24 protein-coding genes are annotated in these 26,265 nt (G+C 73.0%); 8 read left to right on the forward strand and 16 right to left on the reverse strand.

The window, feature by feature from the left end:
• The first annotated feature begins 5 nt into the window (after positions 1-5).
• Positions 6-2,579 carry a hypothetical protein gene (locus tag AB0K25_RS06705; RefSeq protein WP_219464605.1) on the forward strand — a complete coding sequence of 858 codons (2,574 nt, stop codon included), beginning with the start codon at positions 6-8 and terminating at the stop codon, positions 2,577-2,579.
• On the opposite strand, the gene AB0K25_RS06710 is transcribed toward AB0K25_RS06705, so the two are convergent.
• From AB0K25_RS06710 to fdxA, 5 genes are all read right to left on the reverse strand, one after another.
• Positions 2,562-3,203 (reverse strand): nucleoside/nucleotide kinase family protein, encoded by a 642-nt coding sequence (locus AB0K25_RS06710; RefSeq protein WP_219464607.1) that lies wholly within the window; start codon positions 3,201-3,203, stop codon positions 2,562-2,564. The two genes, AB0K25_RS06705 and AB0K25_RS06710, sit on opposite strands and share 18 nt — an antisense overlap.
• A complete protein-coding gene (locus tag AB0K25_RS06715) occupies positions 3,203-3,841 on the reverse strand; it encodes an SIMPL domain-containing protein (protein ID WP_208568046.1) in 639 nt (212 codons plus the stop codon). Before AB0K25_RS06715 ends, AB0K25_RS06710 begins: the two co-directional genes overlap by 1 nt.
• 47 nt (positions 3,842-3,888) lie before the next feature.
• Positions 3,889-4,902 carry a prephenate dehydrogenase/arogenate dehydrogenase family protein gene (locus AB0K25_RS06720; protein WP_219464610.1) on the reverse strand — a complete coding sequence of 338 codons (1,014 nt, stop codon included), beginning with the start codon at positions 4,900-4,902 and terminating at the stop codon, positions 3,889-3,891.
• Positions 4,903-4,913: 11 nt separating this feature from the next.
• Positions 4,914-6,080 (reverse strand): succinyldiaminopimelate transaminase, encoded by a 1,167-nt coding sequence (gene dapC / locus AB0K25_RS06725; protein ID WP_357535287.1) that lies wholly within the window; start codon positions 6,078-6,080, stop codon positions 4,914-4,916.
• An 89-nt stretch (positions 6,081-6,169) separates the two neighbouring features.
• Positions 6,170-6,496 (reverse strand): ferredoxin, encoded by a 327-nt coding sequence (gene fdxA, locus AB0K25_RS06730; RefSeq protein WP_007072862.1) that lies wholly within the window; start codon positions 6,494-6,496, stop codon positions 6,170-6,172.
• A 79-nt stretch (positions 6,497-6,575) separates the two neighbouring features.
• On the opposite strand from fdxA, the gene AB0K25_RS06735 reads away from it, so the two are divergent.
• Positions 6,576-7,571: a GNAT family N-acetyltransferase gene (locus AB0K25_RS06735; RefSeq protein WP_219464612.1), complete on the forward strand. Its 996-nt coding sequence runs from the start codon at positions 6,576-6,578 to the stop codon at positions 7,569-7,571.
• 19 nt (positions 7,572-7,590) lie between these two features.
• Here AB0K25_RS06735 and AB0K25_RS06740 read toward each other — a convergent pair whose 3' ends face one another.
• The 3 genes from AB0K25_RS06740 to mshB all read right to left on the reverse strand — a co-directional run bounded on the left by AB0K25_RS06740 (position 7,591) and on the right by mshB (position 9,605).
• A complete protein-coding gene (locus tag AB0K25_RS06740; protein WP_208568042.1) occupies positions 7,591-8,055 on the reverse strand; it encodes a hypothetical protein in 465 nt (154 codons plus the stop codon).
• A gap of 81 nt (positions 8,056-8,136) precedes the next feature.
• Complete coding sequence (locus AB0K25_RS06745) at positions 8,137-8,580, reverse strand: hypothetical protein (RefSeq protein ID WP_219464613.1); 444 nt, start codon at positions 8,578-8,580, stop codon at positions 8,137-8,139.
• 17 nt (positions 8,581-8,597) lie between these two features.
• The gene (gene mshB / locus AB0K25_RS06750; RefSeq protein WP_219464614.1) at positions 8,598-9,605 is read right to left on the reverse strand and encodes an N-acetyl-1-D-myo-inositol-2-amino-2-deoxy-alpha-D-glucopyranoside deacetylase; all 1,008 of its coding nucleotides are present in this window, start codon (positions 9,603-9,605) and stop codon (positions 8,598-8,600) included.
• Between the two features lie 86 nt (positions 9,606-9,691).
• Between mshB and AB0K25_RS06755 the strand changes: the two genes are divergently transcribed.
• Both AB0K25_RS06755 and AB0K25_RS06760 read left to right on the forward strand, forming a co-directional pair.
• Positions 9,692-11,836 carry a prolyl oligopeptidase family serine peptidase gene (locus AB0K25_RS06755; RefSeq protein WP_357535154.1) on the forward strand — a complete coding sequence of 715 codons (2,145 nt, stop codon included), beginning with the start codon at positions 9,692-9,694 and terminating at the stop codon, positions 11,834-11,836.
• A gap of 311 nt (positions 11,837-12,147) precedes the next feature.
• Positions 12,148-12,615, forward strand: a complete 468-nt coding sequence (locus AB0K25_RS06760; RefSeq protein ID WP_357535156.1) for a hypothetical protein — start codon at positions 12,148-12,150, stop codon at positions 12,613-12,615.
• A gap of 191 nt (positions 12,616-12,806) precedes the next feature.
• On the opposite strand, the gene AB0K25_RS06765 is transcribed toward AB0K25_RS06760, so the two are convergent.
• Positions 12,807-13,712 carry an XRE family transcriptional regulator gene (locus AB0K25_RS06765; protein WP_357535159.1) on the reverse strand — a complete coding sequence of 302 codons (906 nt, stop codon included), beginning with the start codon at positions 13,710-13,712 and terminating at the stop codon, positions 12,807-12,809.
• 313 nt (positions 13,713-14,025) lie between these two features.
• Here AB0K25_RS06765 and AB0K25_RS06770 point away from each other — a divergent pair, with 313 nt between their 5' ends.
• Positions 14,026-14,769: an XRE family transcriptional regulator gene (locus AB0K25_RS06770; RefSeq protein WP_357535161.1), complete on the forward strand. Its 744-nt coding sequence runs from the start codon at positions 14,026-14,028 to the stop codon at positions 14,767-14,769.
• A 35-nt stretch (positions 14,770-14,804) separates the two neighbouring features.
• On the opposite strand, the gene AB0K25_RS06775 is transcribed toward AB0K25_RS06770, so the two are convergent.
• From AB0K25_RS06775 to AB0K25_RS06805, 7 genes are all read right to left on the reverse strand, one after another.
• Positions 14,805-15,410: a PIN domain-containing protein gene (locus AB0K25_RS06775; protein WP_219464620.1), complete on the reverse strand. Its 606-nt coding sequence runs from the start codon at positions 15,408-15,410 to the stop codon at positions 14,805-14,807.
• A gap of 3 nt (positions 15,411-15,413) precedes the next feature.
• On the reverse strand, positions 15,414-15,872 hold the full coding sequence (locus AB0K25_RS06780) for an excisionase family DNA-binding protein (RefSeq protein WP_357535163.1): 459 nt from the start codon (positions 15,870-15,872) through the stop codon (positions 15,414-15,416).
• 241 nt (positions 15,873-16,113) lie between these two features.
• Positions 16,114-17,856 (reverse strand): ABC transporter substrate-binding protein, encoded by a 1,743-nt coding sequence (locus tag AB0K25_RS06785; protein WP_357535165.1) that lies wholly within the window; start codon positions 17,854-17,856, stop codon positions 16,114-16,116.
• A gap of 150 nt (positions 17,857-18,006) precedes the next feature.
• Entirely contained in the window at positions 18,007-18,993 is a 987-nt protein-coding gene (locus tag AB0K25_RS06790) for an ABC transporter permease (protein WP_219464623.1), read from the reverse strand.
• A gap of 12 nt (positions 18,994-19,005) precedes the next feature.
• A complete protein-coding gene (locus tag AB0K25_RS06795) occupies positions 19,006-20,016 on the reverse strand; it encodes an ABC transporter permease (RefSeq protein WP_357535168.1) in 1,011 nt (336 codons plus the stop codon).
• The gene (locus AB0K25_RS06800; protein ID WP_357535170.1) at positions 20,013-21,104 is read right to left on the reverse strand and encodes a dipeptide ABC transporter ATP-binding protein; all 1,092 of its coding nucleotides are present in this window, start codon (positions 21,102-21,104) and stop codon (positions 20,013-20,015) included. The genes AB0K25_RS06795 and AB0K25_RS06800 overlap by 4 nt, the downstream gene beginning before the upstream one ends.
• Before the next feature lie 114 nt (positions 21,105-21,218).
• On the reverse strand, positions 21,219-22,262 hold the full coding sequence (locus tag AB0K25_RS06805; protein WP_357535289.1) for an ABC transporter ATP-binding protein: 1,044 nt from the start codon (positions 22,260-22,262) through the stop codon (positions 21,219-21,221).
• 317 nt (positions 22,263-22,579) lie between these two features.
• Here AB0K25_RS06805 and AB0K25_RS06810 point away from each other — a divergent pair, with 317 nt between their 5' ends.
• Genes AB0K25_RS06810 through AB0K25_RS06820 form a run of 3 tightly spaced genes read left to right on the forward strand, consistent with a single transcriptional unit; the run spans position 22,580 to position 26,029 of the window.
• Positions 22,580-23,128, forward strand: coding sequence for a Uma2 family endonuclease (locus tag AB0K25_RS06810; RefSeq protein WP_363818942.1), 549 nt, complete (start codon positions 22,580-22,582; stop codon positions 23,126-23,128).
• 31 nt (positions 23,129-23,159) lie between these two features.
• Positions 23,160-24,596 carry a TldD/PmbA family protein gene (locus AB0K25_RS06815; RefSeq protein WP_357535174.1) on the forward strand — a complete coding sequence of 479 codons (1,437 nt, stop codon included), beginning with the start codon at positions 23,160-23,162 and terminating at the stop codon, positions 24,594-24,596.
• Positions 24,593-26,029: a metallopeptidase TldD-related protein gene (locus tag AB0K25_RS06820; protein WP_363818945.1), complete on the forward strand. Its 1,437-nt coding sequence runs from the start codon at positions 24,593-24,595 to the stop codon at positions 26,027-26,029. The genes AB0K25_RS06815 and AB0K25_RS06820 overlap by 4 nt, the downstream gene beginning before the upstream one ends.
• Positions 26,030-26,265: the final 236 nt, after the last annotated feature.

The raw sequence follows: 26,265 nt of genomic DNA on the forward strand, positions 1-26,265 counted from the left end.
CACCGATGGCCGAGCGTGTACTCGAACTCCGGGTGCACGGCGTGTCGAACACCCCGCCCGACCAGATCCTCGGCCTGCCCACCGACCCGACCGGTGTCGGCCAGCCGCCCCGACTCGTCTCCGGCGGTGACGTCACGGGCTTCTACCGCGCCAGCGACTCCGCCCCGGACGACCCGGTCGTCGTCGAGGCGTACAGCTGGGGGCAGTTGACGTCGGGGGCGCGGACCGCACGTGACGTCGAACGGGCCCTGTGGACGCTGCTGCTGCCGTTCACCCTGGCCAACGTCGCGCTGTACGCCCGCCCCGGCATCCCGCCCGACCCGGACACCGAACGCTGGGGCAGCCGCTCCGGCATCACCGCCTGGCTGATCCGGCTGTTCTGTCTGAGCCTCACCGGCACCCTGGTGCTCGCCGCCGCCGGCGTCGGGGTCGACCTGATCGCCTGGCAGTGCATCGATCAGGAGTGCCTGCGGCAACTGCCCGGCTCGTGGGAGTTCCTCGGCCGGGGCTGGTGGCGCACGGACGCCCACGCGCTCGCCGCCGGCCTGCTGGTGCCGTTGTCCATGCTGCTGGTGCTCGGCGTCGTCGCCTGGCGCACCTACCAGTACGAGGCCGAGATGCCCGCCGACCCCCGCCCCCCGCTGGCCGACGACGGGGAACAACCCGCCGCTGCCGGGCCCGGCCTGGCCAACCCGTTGCAGGACCCCACCTTCTGGAGCGGGGAGGGCCAACTGCGCCGCGCCGCCGTCCTGCACCTGTGCGTCGGCGCGGCGCTCGCCGCCGCGGTACCCGTCGGCGCAGTGCTGGTGATGGACCCGGCCCGGGGCGTACGGGCCGTGATCGCCGCCCCGACCGTCACCGCCCTGGTCGTGGTGGTGGCGATCGCGGTGGTGGCGGTGGGCCGGCCCTGGCTGACCCGGCGCAGCGGGGCCACCCCGCTCGGCCGGTGGAGCCTCGCCGTCGGCGTGCTCACCGGCCTGGCCCTGGTCGGCACCTTCACCCTCCTGCTGCTGCCGGACGGCCCCGCCGGCACCCCGCTGGCGCAGTGGCGTCCGCCCGCCGGGTGCGCCCGTGACCCGGGCCTCGCCGGCTGCCTCACCGACCACTCCCTGCCCGGCTACGACGGTCTCGTCGCCTGGCTCGCCACCTACCAGGTGCTGCTGCTGATCGCCATCGGCACGGTCGCCCGGTCGGGACGACGCGCCCTGCTCCTCCCCGGCACGGTCGGCGTGCTGCTGCCCCTCGGGATGGCCTGGCGCGACGGCTGGCTGCCCGGCCTCCCCACCGCCCCCGACGGGCTGCTGATCTGGATGCTCGCCGCACCGGCCATCGCGGTCGCCGCGATCGGGTTGCTGCTGCCGCGCACCGGCAGCGACGACGACCAGCAACCGCTCGGCACGTACACCGACGTGGCCTGGGGCGGCCGGGGGGCGGCGGTGATCGCCGGCTTCGGCTGGATGATGGCCATCGCCTACTGTGCCGGCCTGCTCTACTGGATCGCCGACCGGCTCGACGGTCCCGCCTCACCCAGCGGATTCTCCCCGATCGCGCCGCCGCTGCCGGTAATCTGGGCCGGCCTGGCCTTCACCGTCGCCACCGCCGCCCTGATCGGCACGCTGATCCGCGCCGCAATGATCTTCGGCGGGCTGCGTCGCGCCGAGTACACCCGGCTCACCGCCGGCCGGCGGGACCTCTCCGCGCACGACCTGCGCCGCTGCCGGGACGTCAGCACCTTCCGCGCGCTGCACCGCCTGGTCGGCGAACACGCGGTACGGCTGATCGGCCACTACGCCGCCATCGCGGCGGTGCTGGTGGCCTTCTCCTGCGTGGCCGCGCTCACCCGTACCCGCCCCGCACCGGCCGGCGCGTCGGGCTGGGTGGGTCTGGTACGCGCCGCCGCCGACCTCGGCGACACCATGCTGGGCTGGCTCCCCCTGGTGGTCGCCGGCCTGGGCCTGCTCGTCTACCGCAACGACACCGTCCGGCGCAGCGTCGGGGTGCTCTGGGACATCGGCACCTTCTGGCCGCGCGCCGCGCACCCGCTCGCCCCGCCCAGCTATGCGGAACGGGCCGTACCCGAGTTGCAGACCCGGGTCGCCGGAATCCTGGCGCTGAGCGAACAGGACCCGCGCCGGATGGACGGGGTGATCCTCTCCGGGCACAGCCAGGGCACGGTGATCTGCGCGGCGACGCTGCTCCAGCTCCCGGCCCGGTGGCGGCGGCGGATCTGGTTCCTGTCGTACGGCTGCCAGCTCACCCGGCTCTACGGACGGGTCTTCCCCGCCTACTTCGGCCCGGACCGGCTCCGGGTGCTCGCCGACAACCTGACCTGGCCCTCCGGCCACGTCGCGTGGACCAACTTCTGGCGCGACACCGACCCCCTCGGCTGGCGGGTCAGCGCCGGGGAACGGGACGTGCCGGTGACCGACCCGGAGGCGCTGCACCCCAGCGGGGGTGAGGTCGCCGACCCGCCGATCCGCAACCACAGCGGCTATCCGGAGGCGTTGGAGTTCCACCGGGAACGGACCCTGGTGGCCCGGCTGCTGCGGCGTACCGTCCCGTCACCCCGGGTCGGTTGACCGGATCACCAGGTCGGCCCGGTCGGCGGTGCCCGCCACCAGCGCGGCGTTCGCCTCGTCGCTGCCGTACGCCCAGGTGTGCGCCGCCTCCGGCGACCGCCCGTACGCCACGTGCCGCGCCACCAACCGACGCAACCGCAGCTCGGCGTCCAGGTCGAGGAACCACGCCTCGTGCAGCAACGACCGCACCTCGTCCCAGGGGGGATCGTCGAGCAGCAGATAGTTGCCCTCGGTCACCACCAGCCGGACCGAGGGCGGCACCTCCACCGCCCCGGCCACCGGCTCCTCCAGATCACGGCGGAACAGCGGCGCGTACACGGCGGTCGGCTCCAACCGGCGCAACCGGCGCAGCAACGACACGTACCCGTTGGCGTCGAAGGTGTCGACCGCGCCCTTGCGGTCGGCCCGGCCCAGCCGGACCAGCTCCGCCTGGGCGAGGTGGAAACCGTCCATCGGCACCAGCCGGGCGGTCGGGCCGACCGCCGCGACGATCCGCTCGGCCAGCGTGGACTTGCCCGCACCGGGCGCACCGGTGATGCCCAGCAGCTGCCGGGGGCCGGCGTCGGCCAGCGACCGGGCCCGGGCCACCAGGTCGTCGAGGGAGCACGGACGCGCCTCGGGCATCAGGTCAGGACCGGCTCGCTGATGGTGAACCGGGCCCGCACCACCGCGTGCACCGACTGCGGGCGGGGGTCGAGTTCCAGCTCCGGTGAGCCGGCCATCCGGTCCTGGCGGGCGTACATCGCCCCGCCCCCGGCGAACCCCTCGTCGGTGTCGGCCAGCTCCAGCAGGGCGGTCACCCGGGCACCGAGCGCCTCGGCGTACTCCCGGGCCCGGCGCAACGCGTCGGCGATCGCCTCGTGCCGGGCCTCCCGGTGGGCCGGGCTGTCCGGCCGCAGCGACCACCAGGGGCCGGCCACCTCGACGTGGTCCAGCTCGGCCAGCCGCAACATCAGCTCGGCCAGGGAGCCGAAGTCGGTGACGGTGACCGTGGTGGAGACGCTGCCCAGGTAGCCGACGACCCGCTCACCGGACCGGTTCGTCTCGGGTCGCACCCGCAGCTCCCCGGCCTCCCGGCGGTCCACCGCCGGCTCGTGCTCGTCGAGCAGCACCCGGACGGCGGCGGCCCGCTCGGCGAGCCGGGTCAGGGCGACCTGACGGTCCCGTTCCCGGGCCGTCGCGGTCACCTCGAACCGGGCCAGCTCGGGTGCCACCTCCCGGTACGCCTCACCGCGTACCGCCACCACCGGTCCGTCCGCCACGCACCCACCCTAACGGCGCAACCGGACCGCCGCCGGTTTCCGCACGGTCAGGCCGGGGCCTCGGCGGGCCGCAGACCGGTGTACGTCACCGTCTCCCCCGCCACCGTGCAACCGGTGAGGTGCCCACCGGACTCACCCACCGACCGGACGAACGCCAACTCCTGCGCCGGGTCCCCGGCGAGGGCGAACCGCCGGTGGACGGGTCGCACGTCGCCCGGCGGCAGCCGTACCGTCCGGGCCCGCTCGTAGTGCGCCACCAGCGCGGGCAGGTCGTCGTCGCGGACCGCCTCGGTCAGCCCGTCGAGCGCCGCCCGCACCTCGGCCAACTGCCGCAGCACCTGCTCCCGGTTGGCCAGCAGCATGTCGGCGGTACGCCGGGCCGGGGTCGTCGCGACCCGGGTGCCGTCACGGAAGCTGCCCGCCGCGAGCCGGACCACCGCGTCCCGCACCGCCGAGTCGGCGGCGGCCCCGGCCAGGCTGCCGGCCAGCAGGTGCGGTACGTGGGAGGAGAGCGCCACCACGGAGTCGTGCACCCCCGGCGACATCGGTACGACGTGCGCGGCGAAGACGTCGACGATGAGCCCGACCAGCGTCCGGAACGGCACCAACCCGTCGACGCTCGGGCAGAGCACCCAGGCCGCGTCGACGAACAGCCCGGCCAGCGCGGCCGTCAGCCCGGCCCGTTCGGTGCCGGCCATCGGGTGACCGGGGACGAACCGGCCGGTCAGCCCGTGCGCCCCGGCGAACCCGGCGACGGCCGCCTTGGTGCTGCCCACGTCGGTGACGACACACCGGTCGTCGGTCAGCCCGGACACGGTGAGCAGGGTCTGCGGCAGACTCGGCAGGGGACCACCGAGGAACACCACGTCCCGGTCCCGGACCGCGTCGGCCAGCTCGTCGGGGAAGGTGAGGCCCCGGCGACGGCCCTCGGCCCGGGTCGCCGGGTCCGGGTCCCAGCCGGCCACCGGCGTACCCGCCTCGTGCAGCCGCAGCAGGATCGAACCGCCGATCAGGCCGGTGCCGACCACGGCGACCCGGGGCCGGCCCACCTCGTCACCCACCGCAGCCGCCCCTACGGCTGGGCGAGCCGCTGGGCGACCGCCGCGACGTGCGCGTCCGACCCGGTCAACGCCACCCGGACGTGCCGCTGCCCGGCCGGGCCGTAGAAGGCCCCGGCGGCGACCAGGATGCCCCGTCGGGCCAGCCGGTCGACGGTGTCCCAGCAGTCCTCGTCGCGGGTGACCCAGAGGTAGAGGCCCGCCTCGGAGTGGTCCACCCGGAAGCCCGCCCGGGTGAACGCGGCGAGCAGTGTCTCCCGCCGGGCCCGGTAGCGTTCCCGCTGCTCGTCGGCGTGCGCCTGGTCGGCCAGCGCGGCCACCATCGCGGCCTGCACCGGAGCCGGGACGATCATGCCGGCGTGCTTGCGGATCTTCAGCAGCTCGGCGACGAGCGCCGGATCACCGGCGACGAACCCGGCCCGGTAGCCGGCCAGGTTGGACCGCTTGGACAGCGAGTGCACCGCCAGCACCGAGTCGTACGACCCGCCGCAGACCTCCGGCGCGAGCACCGACACCGGCGCGGCGTCGGCCGTCCAGCCCAGCGGCAGGTAGCACTCGTCGCTGGCCACCACGGCACCGCGCTCCCGGGCCCAGTCGACCACCTTGCGCAGGTGGGCGGCGGGCAGCACCCGACCGGTCGGGTTGCCGGGCGAGTTGACCCAGACCAGGCGTACCCGGGAGGTGGGGCCGACCGCGGTCAGCGAGTCGGCGCGGACGGTGGTGGCGCCGGCCAGCCGGGCCCCGTCCTCATATGTCGGATAGGCGACCGACGGCACCACGACCACGTCGCCGGGGCCGATCCCGAGCAGGGTGGGCAGCCAGGCGACCAGTTCCTTGGAACCGATCGTCGGCAGCACCCCGAGCCCGTCGGCACCCGCACCGCAGGCGCGGGCCACCCAGCCGGCGATGGCGTCGCGTAGCGCCGGGGTGCCCGCCGTCAGCGGGTAGCCCGGCGCGTCGGCGGCGTCCGCCAGCGCCTGCCGGATCACCGGGGGCACCGGGTCGACCGGCGTGCCCATGGAGAGGTTGATCAGGCCGTCCGGGTGCGCCGCGGCCAGGGCGGCCGCGGCGTCCAGCGTGTCCCAGGTGAACTCGGGCAACCGCGCCGACACCGGACCGGGCCGGGCCGGGCCCGACGCGGACCCGGCCGACGACCCCGACGCACCACCGGCCGGCACCACCGACCCGGGGCCGACCGGCACCACAGCCGGCCCGGCCGGCGAGCCCGGCACCGCAGCCGGCGAGCCCGGTGTCCCGGCTGCCGGCCGGTTCAGTGGCCCTCGCCGCGCGGCGGCTGGCCGGCGACGAACGTCGCGTCCTTCTCCACCTTGCCGATCTTCGACGCGCCGCCCGGCGAGCCCAGGTCCTCGAAGAACTCGTAGTTGGCCCCGGTGTAGTCCTTCCACTGCTCCGGGACGTCGTCCTCGTAGAAGATGGCCTCCACCGGGCAGACCGGCTCACAGGCACCACAGTCGACGCATTCGTCGGGGTGGATGTAGAGCATCCGGTTGCCCTCGTAAATGCAGTCGACCGGGCATTCCTCGATGCATGCCTTGTCGAGCACATCCACGCACGGCTCGGCGATGATGTAGGTCACCGGTCTTCTCCTCCGCCAGACTCGTCGCGATCACCCGCGACGCTAAGAGCCTAGTATCTCGCCGGGGAGGAGGTCGATCGTGCTCCGACAGCAGGATGTGGGACACCGGATCGTGGTTCGCCGCATTGTGGGGATTCGCGAGGGCCGGCCCCTCTTTTCGGACGCCCTCGGTGAGCTGGTCGAGCTGAGCGAGACTCATCTCACCATCGCCACCGCCCAGGGCCGGCTCCGGGTGCCGGTGGCCGAGGTGCACCGGGCCAAGCGGGTGCCCCCCACCCGCCGGCCCACCGCCTCGGCCGTGGTCGAACTGGAACTCGCCGCCGACGAGGCGTGGCCGGCACCGGTACGCGCCCGGCTCGGCGACTGGCTGCTGCGCTCCGCCGACGGCTGGACCGGCCGGGCCAATTCGGCGCTGCCGGTCGGCGACCCGGACCGCCCGCTGCCGGCGGCGATCGACGCGATCGAACGCTGGTACGCCGAACACGGCCAACCCGCCATGGTCAACACGCCGTTGCCGCTGGCCGTGCCGGTCGGCGCCGAACTGGACGCCCGGGGCTGGACCGCCCGGCCGCTGACCCTGGTGCAGACCGTCCCGCTGGCCACGCTGCGGCCGGCGGAGCCGCCCCCCGCATCGCCCCCCGGTCCCACCCCGCAAGGCCCGGCCGGCGGTGCGGCGGTCGCCCTCACCGGCGTGCCGTCCGAGGAGTGGCTCGCGGTCGCCGCCGGGCGCAAGGGCGGCCTGCCGGACTCCGCCCGGCACATCCTGACCGCCGTGGCCCAGGTCCGCTTCGCCCAGGTGTACGCCGACGGCGCGCTGCTGGCGACGGGCCGGGGCACGGTCACCGGGCAGGGCCGCTGGCTGGGGCTCAGCCTGATCGAGGTGGCCCCGCAGGCACGCCGGCAGGGGCTGGCCGCCCGGGTGATCCGGGCGCTGGCCGACTGGGGCACGGCCGAGGGCGCGACCCACGCCTTCCTCCAGGTGGAACAGCGCAACATCGAGGCGGTCTCGCTCTACCGCAAGCTCGGCTTCACCACCCACCACACCTACCTCACCCGCGTCGCCCCTCCCACCTGACCCACCCCGGGCGGGTGGGTCAGCGGCGGACCACCCGGCGGGGCTTGCCCACGTTACGCTCGGCGTACCGTTGGAGCTGGCGGGAGCGGTGGTCGCGGCCGAGGGCGATGAGCACCAGGTAGCCGATCGCCACGCCGGCCGCCGCGGCGGCGAGATAGAGCCAGATCTGGGCGAAGAAGAGCCCCGCTCCCCCACCGAACGGATCGTTGCCGACCAGCAGCGGGCCGACGAGCACGGTCAGCAGCAGCGCCACCGCCACCGCGGCGGCCACGTCGGCTCCCCAACGCGCCGCCGGCACGACCCGGCCCCAGGCGAAGACCACCCCGGCCAGCACCAGTCCGACCACGATGAACATGCCCAGCGAGACCCGGTCGGCGGCAGTGTCGTTCCCGTCGAAGCCGAGCTTGATGATCACCCGGGCCACCACGTTGACCGCGAACAATGCCGCCGCGAGTACGCCGACAGCCCGCCACCGATCTCTCATCACACGCCTCCTGCCACACCGCCCGCCGCGTCGACGGGGCTCCTGGCAGGAATATCTACCACCGTCGGCTGTGTGCCGTCATCACCCGTCGTGGCGGCGCGGCTGCGGGCTGAGGATCTGCCGGAACGCCATCACCGCGAACGTCATCGCGCCGGTGGTGATCATCGCCAGCCCGACCCAGTTGTCCCCGGCGACCAGCAGGTCACCCTCGGCAGTACGGACCGCTGCCACCGCCATCAGCACGAACCACGGCAGGGCCGGCAACGCCACCGCCCACTTGCGGCCGATCGTGGCGTACGCGAACCAGCTCACCGCGATCGCCCCCAGGATGGTGACCACCACCGACACCCCGATCAGCTGCCCGCCGACCCGGACGGTGGACAGCAGCAGGCCGATCAGGGCGGTGAGCACCCCGCCGACCACGGCGACCAGCCCGCCGACCAACCGCAGCACGACGTCGAACAGGCGTACCGTCGGGCCGGGTGGCGGCGGGACGGCGGCGGTCTCCTCCTCGACTACCGGCATCGGCGTGGCGGGCAGCGTCACCGGAGCCCGGCCGTCGCCGAGGCCGGCCCGCCCCCCACCGGGTACGCCTGCTCCGGCCGACGTGCCGCCGCCACCGGCTGACCGGCAGCCGGGTCGGGCCGGCCGGCGGACGAGCCCGACGGGTTCGTGTCGATCCCGGCGAAGAGGTCACTCTCCCAGCCGTTCGGTCCACCGGCTGGGCCGGGTTCCCCCACCGCCAGGGTGAAGAACTCCACACCCATGAACTCGGCGCCGAAGTTGCCGGCGATCGCGTACAACCAGGAGTTGGCGGGGATCTGGGTGCCGTGCGCCCGCATCGCCGCCTCTTTGGCGGCGTGCTGGTCGGTGGCGTCGATCCGGGCGGCGATCTGGTCGTCCGGGGTGCCGAAGGGCAGTTCGTCGACGCTGTCGATGCCCGCGAACGGGTTGTCCGAGGACTCGGTGAAGTGGCTCATGCCGGCCTCCAGGACGCTGCGTGGCAGCGCCGTCCAGTAGACCTTGGCCGGGGCGATGCCCTCCGCGGCGGCCAGCTCGTGTGCCCGCATCGTCACCCGGTGCGCCTGGATGTGGTCCGGGTGACCGTAGAAGCCGTTCGGGTCGTAGGTGACCATGACCTGCGGGCGGATCTCCCGGATGACGTCCAGGAGCTGACCGGCGGCCACGTCGAGGTCGGCCGCCCAGAACGCCCGGGGGTGCTCGTTGGTGGCCAGCCCCATCATGCCCGAGTCCCGGTAGCGGCCCGCGCCACCGAGGAAGCGGTGGTCGGTGACGCCGAGCGCGGCGCAGGCGGCGGCCAGCTCCCCGATCCGGAAGCCGCCGAGCTGGTCGGCCTCGGCAGCGGCGAGCTGCGCCAGCTCCGGCACGTGGATCTCGCCTTCCTCGCCGAGGGTGCAGGTCACCAGCGTGACGTGGGCGCCGTCGGCGGCGTAGTGCGCCATCGTCGACCCGGTGCCGATGGACTCGTCGTCGGGATGCGCGTGGACCAGCAGCAGGCGTCGGTCGGGCAGCGTCGTCACGACGGTCACTCTAACCGGCGGTCCGTCCGCGCCGGGGCGTACGCGTCCACCCAGGTCGGCCACATCACGCCCGGCACCGCTCTACGATCCGGGTTGTGGACTTTCCCGAGCTGGCCGCCCGTACCCGTCGGTTCAGCCACGGGGCGCCGCGTGCCGTGTCCGTGACCGGTGACGGTTCCCGGGTGGTCTTCCTCCGCTCGGGCGGCCCGGAGGACCCGGCCGACGCGCTCTGGGCGCTGGAGACCGCCTCCGCCGAGGAACGCCTGGTCGCCGACCCGGCCGTGCTGCTCGGCGACGACGCCGACCCGGTGGCGCTGGCCCCCGGTGAGCGGGCGCTACGCGAACGACGTCGGCTCAGCACCGCCGGCATCGGCTCGTACGCCCTGGACGGGGCGGGCCGGGTGGCGGTGTTCGCGCTGGCCGGCCGGCTGTTCCGGGCCGATCTGGTGCACGGCGACGTGATCGAGGTGGCCACCGTCGGCCCGGTGATCGACCCGCGTCCCGACCCGACCGGTCAGCGGGTGGCCTACGTGACCGACACCGCCGACGGGGTACGCCGGGGCGAGCTGCGGGTGGTCGCCCCGGACGGCACCGACTCCCTGCTGGCCGGCGAGGACGGTGGGGTGAGCTGGGGGCTCGCCGAGCATGTGGCGGCGGAGGAGTTCGGCCGGTTCCGGGGTTACTGGTGGGCCCCGGACGGGCGGATGGTGCTCGCCGCCCGGGTCGACGAGTCCCGGCTGCCGCGCTGGCACCTGCACGACCCGGCGGACCCGGCGACCCCGCCGACCACCGTCGCGTACCCCCGGGCGGGTGGGCCGAACGCCGAGGTCAGCCTGCACCTGCTCGACCTGGACGACGGCTGGGTCGACGTGCACTGGGACCGGGAGACCTACCCGTACCTGGCCTCGGTCGACTGGGCCGACGGCAACCCGCTGATCACGGTGCTGCGCCGGTCGCAGCAACACGGCCTGGTGCTGGCGGTGGACCCGCGTACCGGGGAGACGCAGGTGCACGCGGAGCTGGCCGACCCGCGCTGGGTGGAGCCGATCCCGGGCACCCCCGCGCACCTGCCGGACGGCCGGGTGCTGGTCGGCGGCGAGCTGGCCCACGACGGGTACGACGCCCGCTGCCTGTTCGCCGACGGCACCCTGCTCACCCCGCCCTCGCTGTACGTACGACGGGTGGTGGGCCGGCTGCCCACCGGTCCCGGGCCGGCCGACCTGCTGGTGGAGGCGAGCGAGGGCGAACCGAGCCAACGGCACCTCTACCGGGTCCGTACCGTGATCGGTGGTGGGGTGGACGCCCGCCGGATGAGCAGCACCCCCGGCTGGCACACGGCGGCGGTCGGCGGGGACACCCTGGTGGTCGGCACCGCCTCGCTGGACGAGGCCGGGACGAGCTGGTCGGTGTGGCGCGGCGACCGGGAGGTGGCCCGGCTACGGTCGCTGGCGGCGACCCCGTCGTCGGCGCCCCGGCCGATGCTGGTCCGGGTGACCGACCGCCGGTTACCGTCGGCGGTGCTCTACCCGACCGAGCACGTCAAGGGCACCCGGCTGCCGGTGCTGCTGGACGTCTACGGCGGCCCCGGCCACCAGGAGGTGGTGGCCGCCCGGTCGGCCTGGCTGGAACGGCAGTGGTGGGCGGACTGCGGGTTCGCCGTGGTCACCATCGACAACCGGGGTACGCCGGGCGTGGCACCGTCGTTCGAGAAGGCCATCCACCGGCGGGTGGCCGACGTGATCCTGACCGACCAGGTGGACGCGTTGACCGCGCTCGCCGGCAAGCACCCCGACCTGGACCTCGACCGGGTGGCGATCCGGGGCTGGTCGTTCGGCGGCTGGCTGGCCGGGTTGGCCGTGCTACGCCACCCGGAGCTGTTCCGGTGCGGCATCGCCGGCGCCCCGGTCACCGACTGGACGCTGTACGACACCGCCTACACCGAGCGCTACCTGGGCCTGCCCGACGACGGCATCGACGTGTACGGGCACCACTCGCTGGTGGAGCTGGCGGCGGAGCCGCTGCATCCCGGCGAGCCGGCCCGCCCGCTGCTGCTGGTGCACGGGATGGTCGACGACAACGTGGTCGCCGCGCACACGCTGCGGCTGTCGGCGGCACTGCTGTCGACCGGCCGGCCGCACGCGGTGCTGCCGCTGACCGGGGCCACCCACATGGCGGCCGGTGGGCTGTCCGAACGCCTGCTCCGCCTGGAACTCGACTTCCTCCGCACCCACCTGGGTTGACCTGGTCGGCGCGGACCGGACCGGTCTGCTGGTCGGGGCGGGCCAGCAGGGCGAACGCGTTCGGCAGGCGGCCCCGAAAGCCCGCCGCGTCAACGTCACCACCACCCCACCCCCACCCCACCCCACCCCCGCCCCGGTGATCAAGAGGTTTACGTCATTCTGCGGCCGAATTCTGACGCATACCTCTTGATCACCGGGGCGGGGCGAGCAACCGGTCACCGGGTGGGACGGGGAACGGAAACAGGGCTGCGGTGGGGGGCGGGTTCGCGCAGACTTTCCGGTGATTCCGCCGCCCCGAACCCGGAGATGACATGCAGACGTTGCGTCCAGAGCCGACCGCGCGGCGTGCCGGCTGGATGTGGGCCGGGGCTGCGGCTGGGCTCCTGCTCGCGGTGGGCATGTTCGTGAACAGCAACAAGTCCCGTACCCCTGCCTCGGCGAGCCGGCCGCCGACGGAGACCTTCGTGGCCTCCGGCACGGTGCTGCTCGGCGACGGGGCGTCCTTCGTCGCCGACGGGCACGGCGGCTGCGCCGGTACGGGCGACCATGCCGGCGTCAAGGAGGGGGCAGCGGTGATCGTCACCGCCGGAGCCGGGTTCGCCGGCGGACGCTTGACCGATGCCCGGGCGTTCCCTGGCGGCAGTTGCCAGTTCCGGTTCTCCGTGCCGGGGATACCCACCAAGCAGGACGGCTACCTGCTGATGGTCGCCGACGGCGACCCTCGCCGGTACCTCGAACACGAGTTGAGGAGCGCCCTGCTGGCTCTGAGGGTCGACTGACGATCCGCGCGGAGGCTCCCGGACGCTGGAGCCCACCCGCCCGCCGGAGCCGTGACCCGATTTCACCCAAGGTCACGCTGGATCCAGGAGGTAGTGGCCTCGCAGTCGCCGGAAGCCACTACCTCCTGGATCCAGCACGATCTCCAGCCGAGGCCGGGCCGGGTGGCGGGTCTACACCGGCGTCGGCAGCCTCAGAGCAGTCCGAGACTGACGGCGAGCGGGGTGATCGTGGTGGGGGCGTGCGGGTCGTGGGCGACCTGGGCGACCACCTCCCGTACCGCCGGCCGGTGTCGGACCTCGGCGGGAGCGATGCTGTCGGCGCGGATCAGCACCCGCGCCGCGCTGACCGCATCGCCGGTCAGCAGGTACCCGCGAGCGGCGTCGACCAGGTGCGCGGCCCGGTGCTCGACCGGCAGCCAGCGCCACCCCTCCCAGCCGATCACCTCATCGTGCCGGGCGACCGCCTGCGGGCCGTCGCCCAACTCCACGGCGGCGGTGACCCGTCCCGCCTCGACGGCAGCCGGCCCGAACCCCGTCCGGTGGTGGTCGTGCCCGTCGCCCACCCGGGCGGCCATCTCGGCGGCCTCGTTCAACAGCTCACCGGCCGCCCGGTCGTCTCCGGCCCGCGCCGCGATCAATGCGGCCTGCACCAGCAGCGACCCACACAGCGACCACTCCTGCGGCGTACCACCGTCAGGGTCGGCCGGGGCCACCTGGTAGGCCGCAGCCAACATCACGGACCGCGCCCCCGCCGACGCCCGCAGCACCTGACCGAGTTGCACCGCCGCACCCGCCAGCAACACCCGCTCACCGGTGGCGGCGCACATCGCCCGCTCGGCGGCCATCCAGGCAAGACTCCCCTCGTCCAGCTTCACCAGCAGCGCCGCCGTCACCCGGTACGCCTGCACCACCGCCGCCCGACCCGCCTCCGGGTCCCGCACGTGGGCGCGGTGCACCTCGGTCAACAGCCCCGGCAGCAACTCCACGAGGCGCGGGTAGCGGGCCTGCTGGAATGTCGTCCACGCGTGCTCCACCGCCCGCGCCAGTCGATCCGTCGACGGCACCTCCCGGCCCGCCGTCGGCCGACCAAGTGCCATCTCGTACGTCGACAACGCCGCCCTGATCCGGCCGACGTCTCCTCTACGGGTATCCGCTCCGCCTCGGCCTGCGCCAGAATCCGCTGCCGCGCCGCCTCCCGCTCGGCGGCGTCGATCTGCTCGCCCCGGCCCGTCGTCGACCCGTCGCCACGACGCTTCATCGTCACCCCCATCAACATCGCGGCGGCAAGCTCATGCCAACGCGTGCTTCATAGATTGACGCTGGAGTGTCGCCATGCGCGGCGGCATAAGGAGTGACAATAGGGTCACTTAGTGGACGACATTAAGGCGACAGAGCGGTACGGTGACCGGCATGGCTGCCCCCAACATCACGCTGCGTACGGTCCGGACCAGGATGCGGATGAGCCAGGACGACTTCGCCCGTGCGCTCCAAGCAGCCGGCCACCGCGTCGGCGAGCCCAATGACGCCAACAAGCGACTCGTCCAACGCTGGGAGGCCGGGGTGATCGCCGCCCCTCGGCCCCTCTACGCCCGCGCGTTGGAGGTCGTCACCGGCCTGCCCATCACACTGCTCGGTTTCGCCGCGATGCCGGACGGCGGCGCGGTGGATGATCCCCACGGCGGCAACGGCCTCACCTCGCCCATGGGCGACCTGGCCACCCCGACGCCCAGATCAGCCGCCGTGCACGGGTCACACGAGGGGGTGTGGCTGAGCCGCTATCAATACCACTCCAGCAGCCGGGGCGAGTCCTTCGCCGGGCAGCACTTCATAGTCGTGCTCCAGCACGGTGACCGGTTGACCGTGCGCAGCCTGCCCGGCTCGGCGGCCTCGTCGCTGTCGCTGGATCTCAGCGTGGACGGTGCCGTCGTCACCGGCACCTGGGTGGAGCAGACCGACCCCGCCGGCCACTACCGGGGAGCCCGCTACCACGGCGCGATCCAACTGCTGGTGGAGCCGACCGGCCGGCGGATGGCGGGGAAGTGGGTCGGGTTCGGCAAGGACATGGACGTCAACACGGGCCCCTGGGAGCTGACCTTCCAGGACGCTTCGACGTCCAAGACGACGCTCGACCGCTACAACACCCCGCCCGAGTAGTCTCTTGACGCCATGTGCCTCCGTTCGGGATCCCACTACTCACCGATCAGGGCGCGAGGGGGCGATTCCCCCGCCGCCACAGGGCCGTCCATGGGTGGCATGCTTCGTCGGACCGTCGCGGCGAAGCGTCGTGCGCCTGCGCTGGCCAGGTAGTCCAATACCTGGTGGGCCGTCAACTGACGACCACGTCGGCCCGTGCCGGCCGCCTGCTCGCCGAGAATCCGCAGCAGGGTTCGCGGCTCACGGGCCCACAGATCGAGGAGAACGGTGTCGGGGTGTTCGGCGACCACCCCGTGGGGTTCGCAGGCGGCGAGGGGGAAGTCCCGCAGGTTGCAGGTGATGATCGAGTCTGCTCCGGTTGCCACCGCAGCGGCCAGCACGTGCCGGTCCTTGGGGTCGTTGCGCATCTGGTCGATCAGGTGCTCGTAGCCGGTGACCAATGCGTCCTCGAAGGCCGCGTTCATGAACGCGATTCGCCGGTCGATCGCGGCTGCCGGCACCGGCACGTGTCGTCGGACCTCCGCAAGAATGGCCGGTGACCAGCGCGGTTGATAGAGGTCTTCCTCAGCCAGCCGCAACAGGAAGTCGCACAGTGCGTTGGGGATCAGAACGTTGGCGTCCAGGACCGCGATCGTCGTCACCCGTCAGGCCGCGTCATCCGTCTCGACCGGTGCGGGCTGTCCGTACATGCCCATCTCGACCGCGTCTGCAGTCAACTCGTCGAGGAGCGCCCGCCGGGCCTGCCCACGCCGATCCCGATAGGCCAGAACCTGGTCAAGCGGGATCCGGCGCGACGAGTTCGGCCGCGAATAGCCGATCTCGCCGGCCTCCAGCAGTTTGATCAGGGTGGGACGGGACACTCCGAGCAACCCCGCTGCCTCGGTGGTCGTCAACTCCCGGTCCACCGGCACGATTGCCACCCCCCGACCGGAGGCCAGGACATCGGCGATCCGGGTCAACACGTCCCGCACGGACGACGACACCTCGACCTGCACCCCACCACGGGTTACCGCCAAAGCCCCCGAGCCGTCGTGGAGCAGGCTGACCAACTCGGTAAGCGAATGGCGTTCGCTGTCCCCCGGCATGATCGCTTCCGCAGCCATAGCCCCTCCCTACCGTTCGACGCCATCACCATCATCCCCTGAAGTGAAAAAAGTGCAACCACCTTCGCGGTTCGGAGCGGCCCGAGCTGGCGGCGGGCTCGCTCATGTCACCAATTGCGCAAATCGTACGAGTCGTACAAGCTTCGACGGACGCCGCCATTACCACTCAGCGCGCCCACGAGCGCCGACGGGCTCCCTCCCGACGCCGACCGGGGAGGGAGCCCGCCGGCTCAGGGTGGCGTCACTGTTTGACGTGGGCGTTGACGAAGGACGGGTAGCCGAAGACGCTGGAGATGAAGACCCCGCCGGCCTTGGACCCGTGGACCGTGTAGGCCACGTCGACGAAGAGCGGCACCACCGGGGCGTACTCGGTCATGATCCGCTGGTCGAGCTTGCCCCACTCGGGCCCCTGGTCGGCCGGGGGCATCGCCTGGATCCGGTCGATCTCGGCGTTGACCGCCGGGTCGTTGAAGTACGCCTGGTTGCTGTTGCCCTCGGCCTTGATGGTGCGGCCGTCGTAGAGCACCGGCAGGATCGACGCGCCGCTGGGCCAGTCGGCGGCCCAGTTGCCGATGTAGAGGTCCCACGGGTTGTTCTTCTTCTTGATCTCGTCGAGCTTCGCGTCGTCCGGGATGTTCCGCACAGTGATCTTGAAGCCGGCGCGTTCCAGGTTGCCCTTGAGCTGGGTGCCGATCTGCTGTTCGGTGGCGCTGTCGGCCACCCCGAGGACCAGCTCCGGGGTTTTCCCGCCGAGCAGTTCCTTGGCCTTGTCGACGTCGCCGTTGGCACCGGCCGGGTAGGCGTCGTACGCCTGGTAGCCGATGGTGGACGGCGGCATCAGGGTGGTCATCGGCTGGGCGACGGTCTGCCCACCGAGGGCCTTGACCAGGCCGTCCCGGTCGATGGCGTAGTTGAGCGCCCGCCGGACCGCGAGGTCGGTCACCCGCTGGTTGTTGATCACCAACTGGTTGGCGCTCGGCGTCGGGGACAGGATGCTCCGCGCCTTGAGGGCCTGGTCCTGGGCGACCCGCGCGACCAGCGAGGCGGGCACGTAGTTCCAGGCCAGCGCGCTCTGGTCGGTGCCGTTGTCGGCGATCACCCGGTTGACGGCCGCGTCGGGTGTCGGCCCGAAGGTCCAGACGAACTGGTCCGGATACTGGTGGCGGACCGGGTCGGTGGCGGCGTCCCAGTGCGGGTTGCGGTCCAGGGTGAGTTGCACCCCGGCCTGGTTCTTGGCGATCTTGTACGGTCCGGAGGAGAACGGCTTCTGGTCCAGGTTGACCCCGGTGTCCCGGTCCGGCCGCAGTGGCGCGGTCGTCGGCAGCGAGACCGCGAACGGCAGGTCGCAGCGGGGCTTGGCGAACTCGAACCGCACCGTCTTGGCGTCCGGGGTGGTCAGGCCCGGCGGCAGCGACGTCCTGTTCTTCGCGAAGTCCCACTTCGTGTCGTACTGCGGGCTGTCGGCCAGCCACTCCTGCAGGTAGGTGGGGCCGCCGGTCAGGTCGGGGTCGAAGGAGCGGGCGATGCCGTACGCGATCTCCTTGGACGTGATCGGGCTGCCGTCCTCGAACTTGACCCCGTCCTTGACGGTGAACTCCCAGACCCGGCAGTCGCTGTTGACGTTGTTGCCGGGGGTCTGCGCCAGGTCACCGACCAGGACCAGGCCACCCTTGCCGTCGTCCTTCCAGGTGGTCAGGTAGCGGGCGAAGAGCGGGTTGGCCATCAGCCCGGCGAAGGAGTACGTCCGCTGCGGGTCCAGGTGGGAGATGGGCGTCTCCCGGATGACGGTGAAGGTGCCGCCCTTCGCCGCGCCGGCCACCTCGGCGGCGGGGCCCTGCGAGTCCTTCGGGTCGGTGGCGATCACCCCGGTCTGCTGCCGGCCGGTGTCCACGGTGGTGCCTTCGCCCGTGTTCTCCGAGCAGGCCCCCAACGCCACCACCAGGGCGATCGCGCCGCCTGCGGCGGCTGCTGCGCGTGGTCGCATTCCTACCTCCTCCACCCCGTCACCGTCGGGCGTGAACGCCGACGTCCCGAGGATCGTCAAGAAGAAAAACTTCGGACTGTCTAACAGATGTCGACAACTCTTGTCGCCCGGCGGGCCGGGTGCGCTGCACCCGACAGGCCGCCCGCCGGCTCAGCGCAGCCGTACCCGGGGGTCGATCGCCGCGTACAGCAGGTCCACCAGCACGTTCGCCAGCACCACGAAGACCGCCGCGATCAGCACGGTCGCCATGATGGTGGGCAGGTCACCGGCGCGCACCGCGTCGACCGCCGTGCGCCCCATGCCGTTGAGGCCGAAGGTGGTCTCGGTGATCACCGTGCCGCCGAGCGCGCCGCCGACGTCCAGGCCGGCGATGGTCACCACCGGGGTGATCGCCGCGCGCAGCGCGTGCCGGCCGTACACCGTGGGTTGGGACAGACCCTTGGCCCGCGCGGTGCGGACGAAGTCCTCGGACAGCGTCTCCAGCATCTGCGCCCGGGACAGCCGGGCGTAGATGGCGGAGAAGAGGAACGCCAGCGCCAGCCAGGCCAGCACCAGGCCACTGGCCCAGCGCACCGGGTCGTCCAGCAGCGGCGTGTAGCTGGGCACCGGCAGCCAGCGCAGCGTGTAGACGAACACCAGCAGCAGCACCGCCCCCACGAAGTACAGCTGCAACGACGCCCCGGTCAGTGAGAAGCCGATCGCCGCCCGGTCCAGCCAGGTGCCCCGGCGCAGCGCCGACACCACACCCAGGCCCACCCCGAGCAGCAGCCACAGCACCGCCGCCGGGACGACGATGCTCAACGTCACCGGCAGCACCCGGGAGATGGTGTCGCTGACCGCCTCGTTGGACACGTACGACCAGCCCAGGCAGGGCGCGTCGCACCGGCCACCCTGGGCGCTGCCGAGGTCCCGGCCGGTGACGATGCCCTTCATGTAGCCGGCGTACTGGCTGATCAGCGGGTCGCGCAGGCCCAACTCCTGACGGACCCGTTCCAACCGTTCCGGGTTGCAGTTCTTCGGGCACATGCCGGTGACCGGGTCCCGGGGCAGGGCGAAGAACATCAGGAAGCTGAGCACGCTCACCGCGAAGAGCGTCAACGTCGCCGAGAAGAGCCGCTTGACCAGGAACCGCGCCACCGCCGCGCCCTCCTACCGGGACGACTTCGGGTCGAGCGCGTCGCGCAACGCGTCACCGAAGAGGTTGAAGGCGAACACGAGCGCAAAGATCGTGACGCCGGGGAAGAAGACGTACGCCGGGTCGGTCTGGAGGTAGTCCAGGCTGCGGTAGATCATCCGGCCGAAGCTGGGGGTGGCGTCGGTCAACCCGACCCCGATGAACGACAACGCCGCCTCGCCGGTGACGTACGCCGGCACCGCCAGCGAGAAGGACACCAGGATCGGCGCCCAGAGGTTGGGCAGCAGTTGCCGGAACAGCATGTGTCCCAGCCCCGCGCCGCTGGCCCGCGCCGCCTCCACGAACTCCCGCTCGCGCAGCGCGATCACCTGCCCGCGCACCAGCCGGGCGGTGCTCGTCCAGCCGAACAGCGCGAAGACGGCGATCAGCACCCCGATCTGGAACGCGGCCGGCACCTCGTCCCGCTGGCCGTAGAAGCGCAGCGCGAGGGTCGGCGTCAACGCCAACGCGATGATCAGGAACGGCATCGCCAGGGTCAGGTCGGTGACCCAGTTGACCACCGCGTCCACCCAGCCGCCCAGGTAGCCGGCGACGGTGCCCAGCACGACACCGATCACCGCCGTGGTCACCGCCGCCGCCACGGCGATGAACAGTGAGGTACGCAGCCCGTGCACCAGCCGGATGAAGATGTCCCGGCCCAGCCCCGGCTCCAGCCCGAACCAGTGTTCCCCGGTCACCCCGCCGGCATAACCGAGCGGCATCCCGAACCCGTCCAACCGGGACTGGAACTGCTCCCGGGGTCCGACCCCGTACGCCCACTCGATCAGCGGGACGGCGAGCGCCACCAGCACGAAGAAGACCAGCAGCGCACCGCTGAACAGCCCGGTCCGGTCGCGCCGCAGCCGGGCCCAGGCGAGCTGTCCGGGCGAGCGTCCGACGAACCCGGGCCCGGACCGGTCGCCACCCGGCCCCGTCCCGGTCTCGGCTTCGGCCAGCGCCGCCGGATCGACCGGGGACACACTCATCGCGCCACCTCCCCGGCGTTCCCGTCCAGCCGACCCGCACCGTCGCCCGCAGGCGTCGCGTCCACGACGGCACCGCCCGGACCGGCCGCGCCCGGGTGGGACGGGGTCGGCGGTCCGGCCTCCGGGAAGTGGCAGGCGGCCGCCTGCCGGGCCTCGTCGCGGGCCACCAGCGTCGGCTCCTCGCGGGCGCACACCTCCTGCGCCCGGGGGCACCGGGTACGGAACCGGCACCCCGACGGCGGGTCCAGCGGCGTCGGCACCTCCCCGGTCAGCCTGATCCGCCCGGCCGGGCCGAGCGTGCCCACGTCCGGGATCGCCGACAGCAACGCCCGGGTGTACGGGTGCCGGGGTCGCTGGTAGATGTCGTCCCGGTCGCCGATCTCCACGATCCGGCCCAGGTACATCACCGCGACCCGTTGGCAGAAGTGCCGCACCACGGCCAGGTCGTGCGCGATGAACACGAACGCCAGGCCGAGGTCGCGTTGCAGGTCCCGCAGCAGGTTCACCACCTGTGCCTGGATCGAGACGTCGAGGGCGGAGACCGGCTCGTCGGCGACGATCAGCCTGGGTCGCAGGGCCAGCGCGCGGGCGATCCCGATCCGTTGCCGCTGCCCACCGGAGAACTCGTGCGGGTACCGGTTGTAGTGCTCCGGATTGAGCCCGACCAGTTCCAGCAGTTCCCGGACCCGCGCCTTCACCCCGCCGGGTGGGTCGATCCCGTTGACCTGCAACGGCATCGCCACGATCCGCCCGACGGTGTGCCGGGGGTTCAGCGAGGCGTACGGGTCCTGGAAGATGATCTGGAGGTCCTGCCGCAGCGGGCGCAGCTCACGCCGACGGGCGTGGGTGATGTCCCGGCCGGCGAACTCGATCGTCCCGGCGGTCGGCTCCAGCAGCCGGACCAGCATCCGGCCGGTGGTGCTCTTACCGCAGCCGGACTCCCCCACGAGCCCCAACGTCTCGCCGGGCCGCACGTCGAAGTCGAGCCCGTCGACGGCCCGCACCAGCCCCCGGGACCGCAGGCCGCTGCGTACCGGGAAGTGCTTGGTCAACCCCCGCACCCGCAACAACGGCTCGGCCGCGTTCACGGCATCCGCCTCTCGCCCGCGACTGCGGGACTCCGCTGCGCTACGTTCCTCGCGCTCATGGCAGCCGCCTCTCGCCAGCGACTGCGGGACTCCGCTGCGCTACGTTCCTCGCGCTCATGGCAGCCGCCTCTCGCTCAAAGCCCCGGCTGCCAGGCGGGTGCGCTCGTCGGGGGGCAGGTGGCAGGCGACCAGGTGGCCGTCCGCGCCGGTCGGGACGAGGCGCGGCACCTCGGCGCGGGAGCGGTCGCCGGCGTACCGGCAGCGCGGGTGGAACGCGCAGCCGGGGGGCAGGTGGATCAGGGAGGGCGGGTTGCCCGGGATGGGCACCAGGTCCGCGTCCGGGTCGCCGTGCAGCGACGGCACGCTGGAGAGCAGTCCCCAGGTGTACGGGTGCTGCGCCCGCCGGAGCACCTGTGCCGCGCTACCCTGCTCGACCACCCGACCGGCGTACATCACCAGCACGTCGTCGGCGACCTGGGCGACCACCCCCAGGTCGTGGGTGATCAGGACGATCGCGGTGTGGAACTCGGCCTGGAGGTCGGCGAGCAGATCGAGGATCTGCGCCTGCACCGTCACGTCCAGGGCGGTGGTCGGCTCGTCGGCGATGATCAGCGCCGGGTCGTTGACCAGCGCCATCGCGATCATCGCCCGCTGCCGCATGCCGCCGGAGAACTCGTGCGGGTACTGGTCGTGACGGCGGGCCGGCTGCGGGATGCCCACCCGGTCGAGCATGTCCACGGCACGGGCCCGTGCCGCCCGCCGCCCCGCCCGGGGGTGGTGCACCCGGTACGCCTCCGCGATCTGCCGCCCCACGGTGTAGTAGGGGTGCAGCGCGGAGAGCGGATCCTGGAAGATCATCGCCACGTCCCGGCCGCGCAGCCGGCGCATCCGGTCCTCGGGGAGGCCGACGAGTTGCCGGCCGCCGACGGTGATCGCGCCGGTGACGGTGCTGCGCCGGGGGTCGTGCAGGCCGAGGACGGCCAGCGAGGTGACGCTCTTGCCGGAGCCCGACTCGCCGACGATGCCGAGCGTCCGGCCGCGCCGGACGGTGAAGGACACCCCGTCGACCGCGCGCACCACACCGTCGGCGGTGTCGAACCGCACCCGCAGGTCGTCCACCCGCAGGTACGGCTCGTCGCCGACGCGCTGTCCCGGCACGGCCGGGCCGGCGTCCGGCGGACCGGGCGGCGCTGCTTGCGGACTGTCCACGACCGCCTCCCTCGGGTTGTAGGGAACCTACAACAAAGAGCCGAGGCTGAAAATAAGCTACGGACCGTGAGCTGACAGCGGACCACAGCGTAACGACCCGATGACCCCGCCGCGCGCCCCGGCCGCCCCGCCCGAACCAGCGCGCCCGCCGTCGCGGCCCCGCGTCGCCGTGCGGTGTCGTCACCCGCCTGTCGCACCCGGGGTGCGACCATGGCCATGGTGCCCGATGGAGGATGCCCGGCGACACGAGGTGGAGGTGACCGACCATGACCGCAGCGGTGTTCGGCCACGACGGACCGTGGACCGAAGAGGAGTACCTCTCCCTCGATGAGACGTCCCAACGCGTCGAACTCTTCGACGGGAGCCTCCACGTGACCCCAGCCCCCACCCCCCGCCACCAGCGCATCTCGCGCAAACTGGGCAACATACTCGAACCGGCGGCCGAGAAGGTCGGTCTGGAACTGCTGGAGGCGGTGAACGTTCGACTCCGGCCCGGCCGCATCCCCATCCCCGACCTCATCATCACCGACCCGGTGAATCTGGACGTGCTCATGATCGAGGCAGATGAAGTGCACCTCATCTGCGAGATCATCTCGCCGAGCAACGCGTCCACCGACAAGGTCCTGAAGATGCACTACTACGCGGCAGCCGGCATCGAGTGGTACCTGCTGGTGGAGCAGAAGACCGGCACGCTACGCCTCTACCGTCGGCGGGGCCGCCACTACACGGAACACTCCGCCACCAAACGCGGAGAAACCCTGCGCCTGCTTGAGCCGGTGCAGGCCACGATCCGCCCGGAGGAGCTGGTGCCCTGACGGATGTCGGTCGGCTCGCTAGGGTCGGTCCATGACCGAGTTCGATGCCGCAGCCGCCGCCGTGCAGGCCGCCCTCGACGCGGGCGCCCGGTATGCCGACGCCCGGGTGATGCACCTGCGCTACGAGTCGATGTCCGCGCGCAACGGCGACATCGAGGAGCTGACCCAGGACGAGAGCCTCGGCCTGGGGGTGCGCGCGCTGGTCGGGTCGGGGTGGGGCTTCCACGCCGTACCCGAGCTGTCCGACGCGGCGGCGCGCGAAGCCGGCCGGCGGGCCGCGCAGGTCGCCGCCGCGAGCGCCCGGGTGCCCGGCCCGCCGATCACGCTGACCCCGGCCGAGCCGGTGGTGGCGAGCTGGGCCTCCGACTGCGCCGTCGATCCGCTCGGGGTGGCCCTGTCCGACAAGGGCGACCTGCTGGTCCGGGCCACCGAGGCGGCCCGCGGGCAGGGGGCCGACCTGGCCCAGGGGCTCTACCAGGTCTGGGACACCCGCAAGTGGTTCGTCTCCAGCGAGGGGCACCGCATCGACCAGCACATCCGCGAGTGCGGCGGCGGCATCTCGGCCACCTCGATCGGCGAGCACGAGACCCAGCGCCGCTCCTGGCCGAGCTACCGGGGCCAGTACGGCACCACCGGCTGGGAGCTGGTCGAGTCGCTGGATCTGACCGGGCACGCCGCCCGGATCGCCGACGAGTCCCGGGCGCTGCTCACCGCCCCGGAGTGCCCGGCCGGCGAGACCGACCTGATCCTCGGCGACGAGCAGCTCGCGTTGCAGATCCACGAGTCGGTCGGGCACGCCATCGAGCTGGACCGCATCCTCGGCTGGGAGGCGGCGTTCGCCGGCACCTCCTGGCTCGACCTGGCCCAGCTCGGCTCGCTGCGCTACGGCTCCGAGCTGATGAACGTCACCATCGACCCGACGATCCCCGGCGCGCTGGGCAGCTTCGGCTTCGACGACGAGGGCTCCCCGGCGGTCAAACGCGACGCGGTACGCGAAGGCCGCTGGGTCGGGGTGCTCGCCGGCCGGGACTCGGCCGCCGTCGCCGGCCTGGACCACGGCGGCAGCGTACGCGCCGACGGCTGGGCCCGGCTGCCGATGGTGCGGATGACCAACGTGGGCCTGGAACCCGGCCCGCACACCCTCGACGAGATCATCGCGGCGACCGACGACGGGGTGCTGATGGACGTCAACCGGTCCTGGTCGATCGACGACCGGCGGCTCAACTTCCAGTTCGGCTGCGAGATCGCCTGGGAGGTGCGCAACGGCCGGCGCGGCCGGATGCTGCGCAACCCCACCTACACCGGCATCGGGCCGCTGTTCTGGCGGTCGATGGACATGCTCTCCTCCGAGATCGTCCCGTGGGGCACCCCGAACTGCGGCAAGGGCCAGCCCGGCCAGATCGGGCACACCGGCCATCCGGCCGCACCGGCCCGGTTCCGGGGCGTCCGGGTGGGGGTACGGGCATGACCGGCCTGCGGGACGCCGGGGCGACCGAGCTGGACGTCGCCGCCCGGGTGGTGGAGCTGGTCCACCAGCTCGCCGGGCCGGCCGCCGAGGCCGAGGCCATCGTCGTCCGGCACGACCTGGCGCTGACCCGGTTCGCCAACTCGTTCATCCACCAGAACGTCGCCGGGTCTCAGGTGACGGTGCGGCTGCGGGTGCACGTCGACGGCCGCACGGCCACCGGTGGCGGCAGCCTGGTCGACCCGGACGGGCTGCGCGCCCTGGTCGGGCGGACCCTCGCCGCGGCCCGGCTCTGCCCGCCCGACCCGGCCTGGCCGGGGCTGACCCCACCGTCGGCGGTCCACTCCAACGGCCTGCTCGACGAGGCGACCGCCTACGCCGAGCCGGCGGACCGCGCCGACCGGGTCCGGGCCTTCGTCGACGCGGTGGGCGGGCTGGAGGCAGCCGGCTACTGCCGCACCTCCTACCGGTCGGGGGCGTTCGCCAACTCGGCCGGCCAGTCGGCGCAGGGGCGCACCACCGAGGCGGCGATGGACGGCATCGCCCGCACGGGCGGCGCGGACGGGGTGGCCCGGCTCTGCGCCGGTCGCCTCGACGAGGTGGACGGCACGCTCCTGGGGGTCCGGGCGGCGGCGAAGGCACGGGCCGCCGCCGACCCGGTCGAGCTGCCCCCGGGCCGGTACGAGGTGGTCCTCGAACCGGCCGCCGTGGCCGACCTGTTGCAGAATCTCGCCTGGTCCGGTTTCAACGGCAAGCGGTACGTCGAACGTCAGTCGTTCGCCCGCCCCGGCACCGCCCAGTTCGATCCGGCGGTGACCCTGGTCGACGACCCGACCGGCACGCTGCCGTTCGACCTGGAGGGCACCCCGCGTCGGGCGCTCACCCTGGTCGAGGCGGGCACCACCCGTGCGGTGGCCCACGACCGGCGCAGCGCCGTCGCGGCGGGCACGACGTCGACCGGGCACGGGACGCCCGACGGATCCACCTTCGGCCCGGTCCCCAGCAACCTGCGGTTGCTCGGGGCACCCGACGGCGGCCCGACCGGCGGGGCGGTGGACCCGGCGACAGACGGCGACCCGACCGGCGGCCCGGTGCCGGGAGCGGTGGTGGATGCGGACACCGCCGCGCTGGTCGCCCCGATGACCCGGGGGCTGCTGGTCAGCGACTTCTGGTACACCCGGGTGCTCGACCCGTTGAGCCTGGTGATCACCGGGTTGACCCGCAACGGGGTGTGGCTGGTGGAGGACGGTGTGCCGGTGCGGGCGGTGCGGAACTTCCGCTTCACCGAGTCGTACCCCCGGGCGTTGGGGCCGGGCACGGTGCTCGGCCTCGGCCAGCGGCCGGTCCGCCAGCCGGACCGCACCGACGGCGGCTGGTGGGAGGGACCACCGCTGCGGCTGGCCTCGTGGAACTTCACCGGTGGCGCCTCGGGCTGACCGGTTCCCGCTGGTCCGCCGGGGGGTGTAGCCGGTTGGCCGCAACCGGTCAGGATTGATCACGGTCCGGGTCTTTCCAAGGTGCGGGACACACGGGACACTGCGTTGCGCGGCCCGACCGTGATGATCGGCGTAACGTGTGTCACTTAGCTGCGCCGATGTCCCGGCGTGGTCGCCTGCTTGCGCACGACGCGGCAGTGGACACGGTCCGGCCGGTCCACTGACCGGCACGGAAC

This window comes from Micromonospora sp. NPDC049257 (assembly GCF_040678915.1).
Taxonomy (GTDB): domain Bacteria; phylum Actinomycetota; class Actinomycetes; order Mycobacteriales; family Micromonosporaceae; genus Micromonospora; species Micromonospora antibiotica.

Bases quoted from the DNA above. Each gene is read 5' to 3' on its own strand.
- AB0K25_RS06705 (WP_219464605.1), top strand. From the start codon at position 6: ATGGCCGAGCGTGTACTCGAACTCCGGGTGCACGGCGTGTCGAACACC.
- AB0K25_RS06710 (WP_219464607.1), bottom strand. From the start codon at position 3,203: ATGCCCGAGGCGCGTCCGTGCTCCCTCGACGACCTGGTGGCCCGGGCC.
- AB0K25_RS06740 (WP_208568042.1), bottom strand. From the start codon at position 8,055: ATGAGAGATCGGTGGCGGGCTGTCGGCGTACTCGCGGCGGCATTGTTC.
- AB0K25_RS06745 (WP_219464613.1), bottom strand. From the start codon at position 8,580: ATGCCGGTAGTCGAGGAGGAGACCGCCGCCGTCCCGCCGCCACCCGGC.
- AB0K25_RS06760 (WP_357535156.1), top strand. From the start codon at position 12,148: ATGCAGACGTTGCGTCCAGAGCCGACCGCGCGGCGTGCCGGCTGGATG.
- AB0K25_RS06765 (WP_357535159.1), bottom strand. From the start codon at position 13,712: ATGGCACTTGGTCGGCCGACGGCGGGCCGGGAGGTGCCGTCGACGGAT.
- AB0K25_RS06770 (WP_357535161.1), top strand. From the start codon at position 14,026: ATGGCTGCCCCCAACATCACGCTGCGTACGGTCCGGACCAGGATGCGG.
- AB0K25_RS06780 (WP_357535163.1), bottom strand. From the start codon at position 15,872: ATGGCTGCGGAAGCGATCATGCCGGGGGACAGCGAACGCCATTCGCTT.
- AB0K25_RS06785 (WP_357535165.1), bottom strand. From the start codon at position 17,856: ATGCGACCACGCGCAGCAGCCGCCGCAGGCGGCGCGATCGCCCTGGTG.
- AB0K25_RS06795 (WP_357535168.1), bottom strand. From the start codon at position 20,016: ATGAGTGTGTCCCCGGTCGATCCGGCGGCGCTGGCCGAAGCCGAGACC.
- AB0K25_RS06810 (WP_363818942.1), top strand. From the start codon at position 22,580: ATGACCGCAGCGGTGTTCGGCCACGACGGACCGTGGACCGAAGAGGAG.
- AB0K25_RS06815 (WP_357535174.1), top strand. From the start codon at position 23,160: ATGACCGAGTTCGATGCCGCAGCCGCCGCCGTGCAGGCCGCCCTCGAC.
- AB0K25_RS06820 (WP_363818945.1), top strand. From the start codon at position 24,593: ATGACCGGCCTGCGGGACGCCGGGGCGACCGAGCTGGACGTCGCCGCC.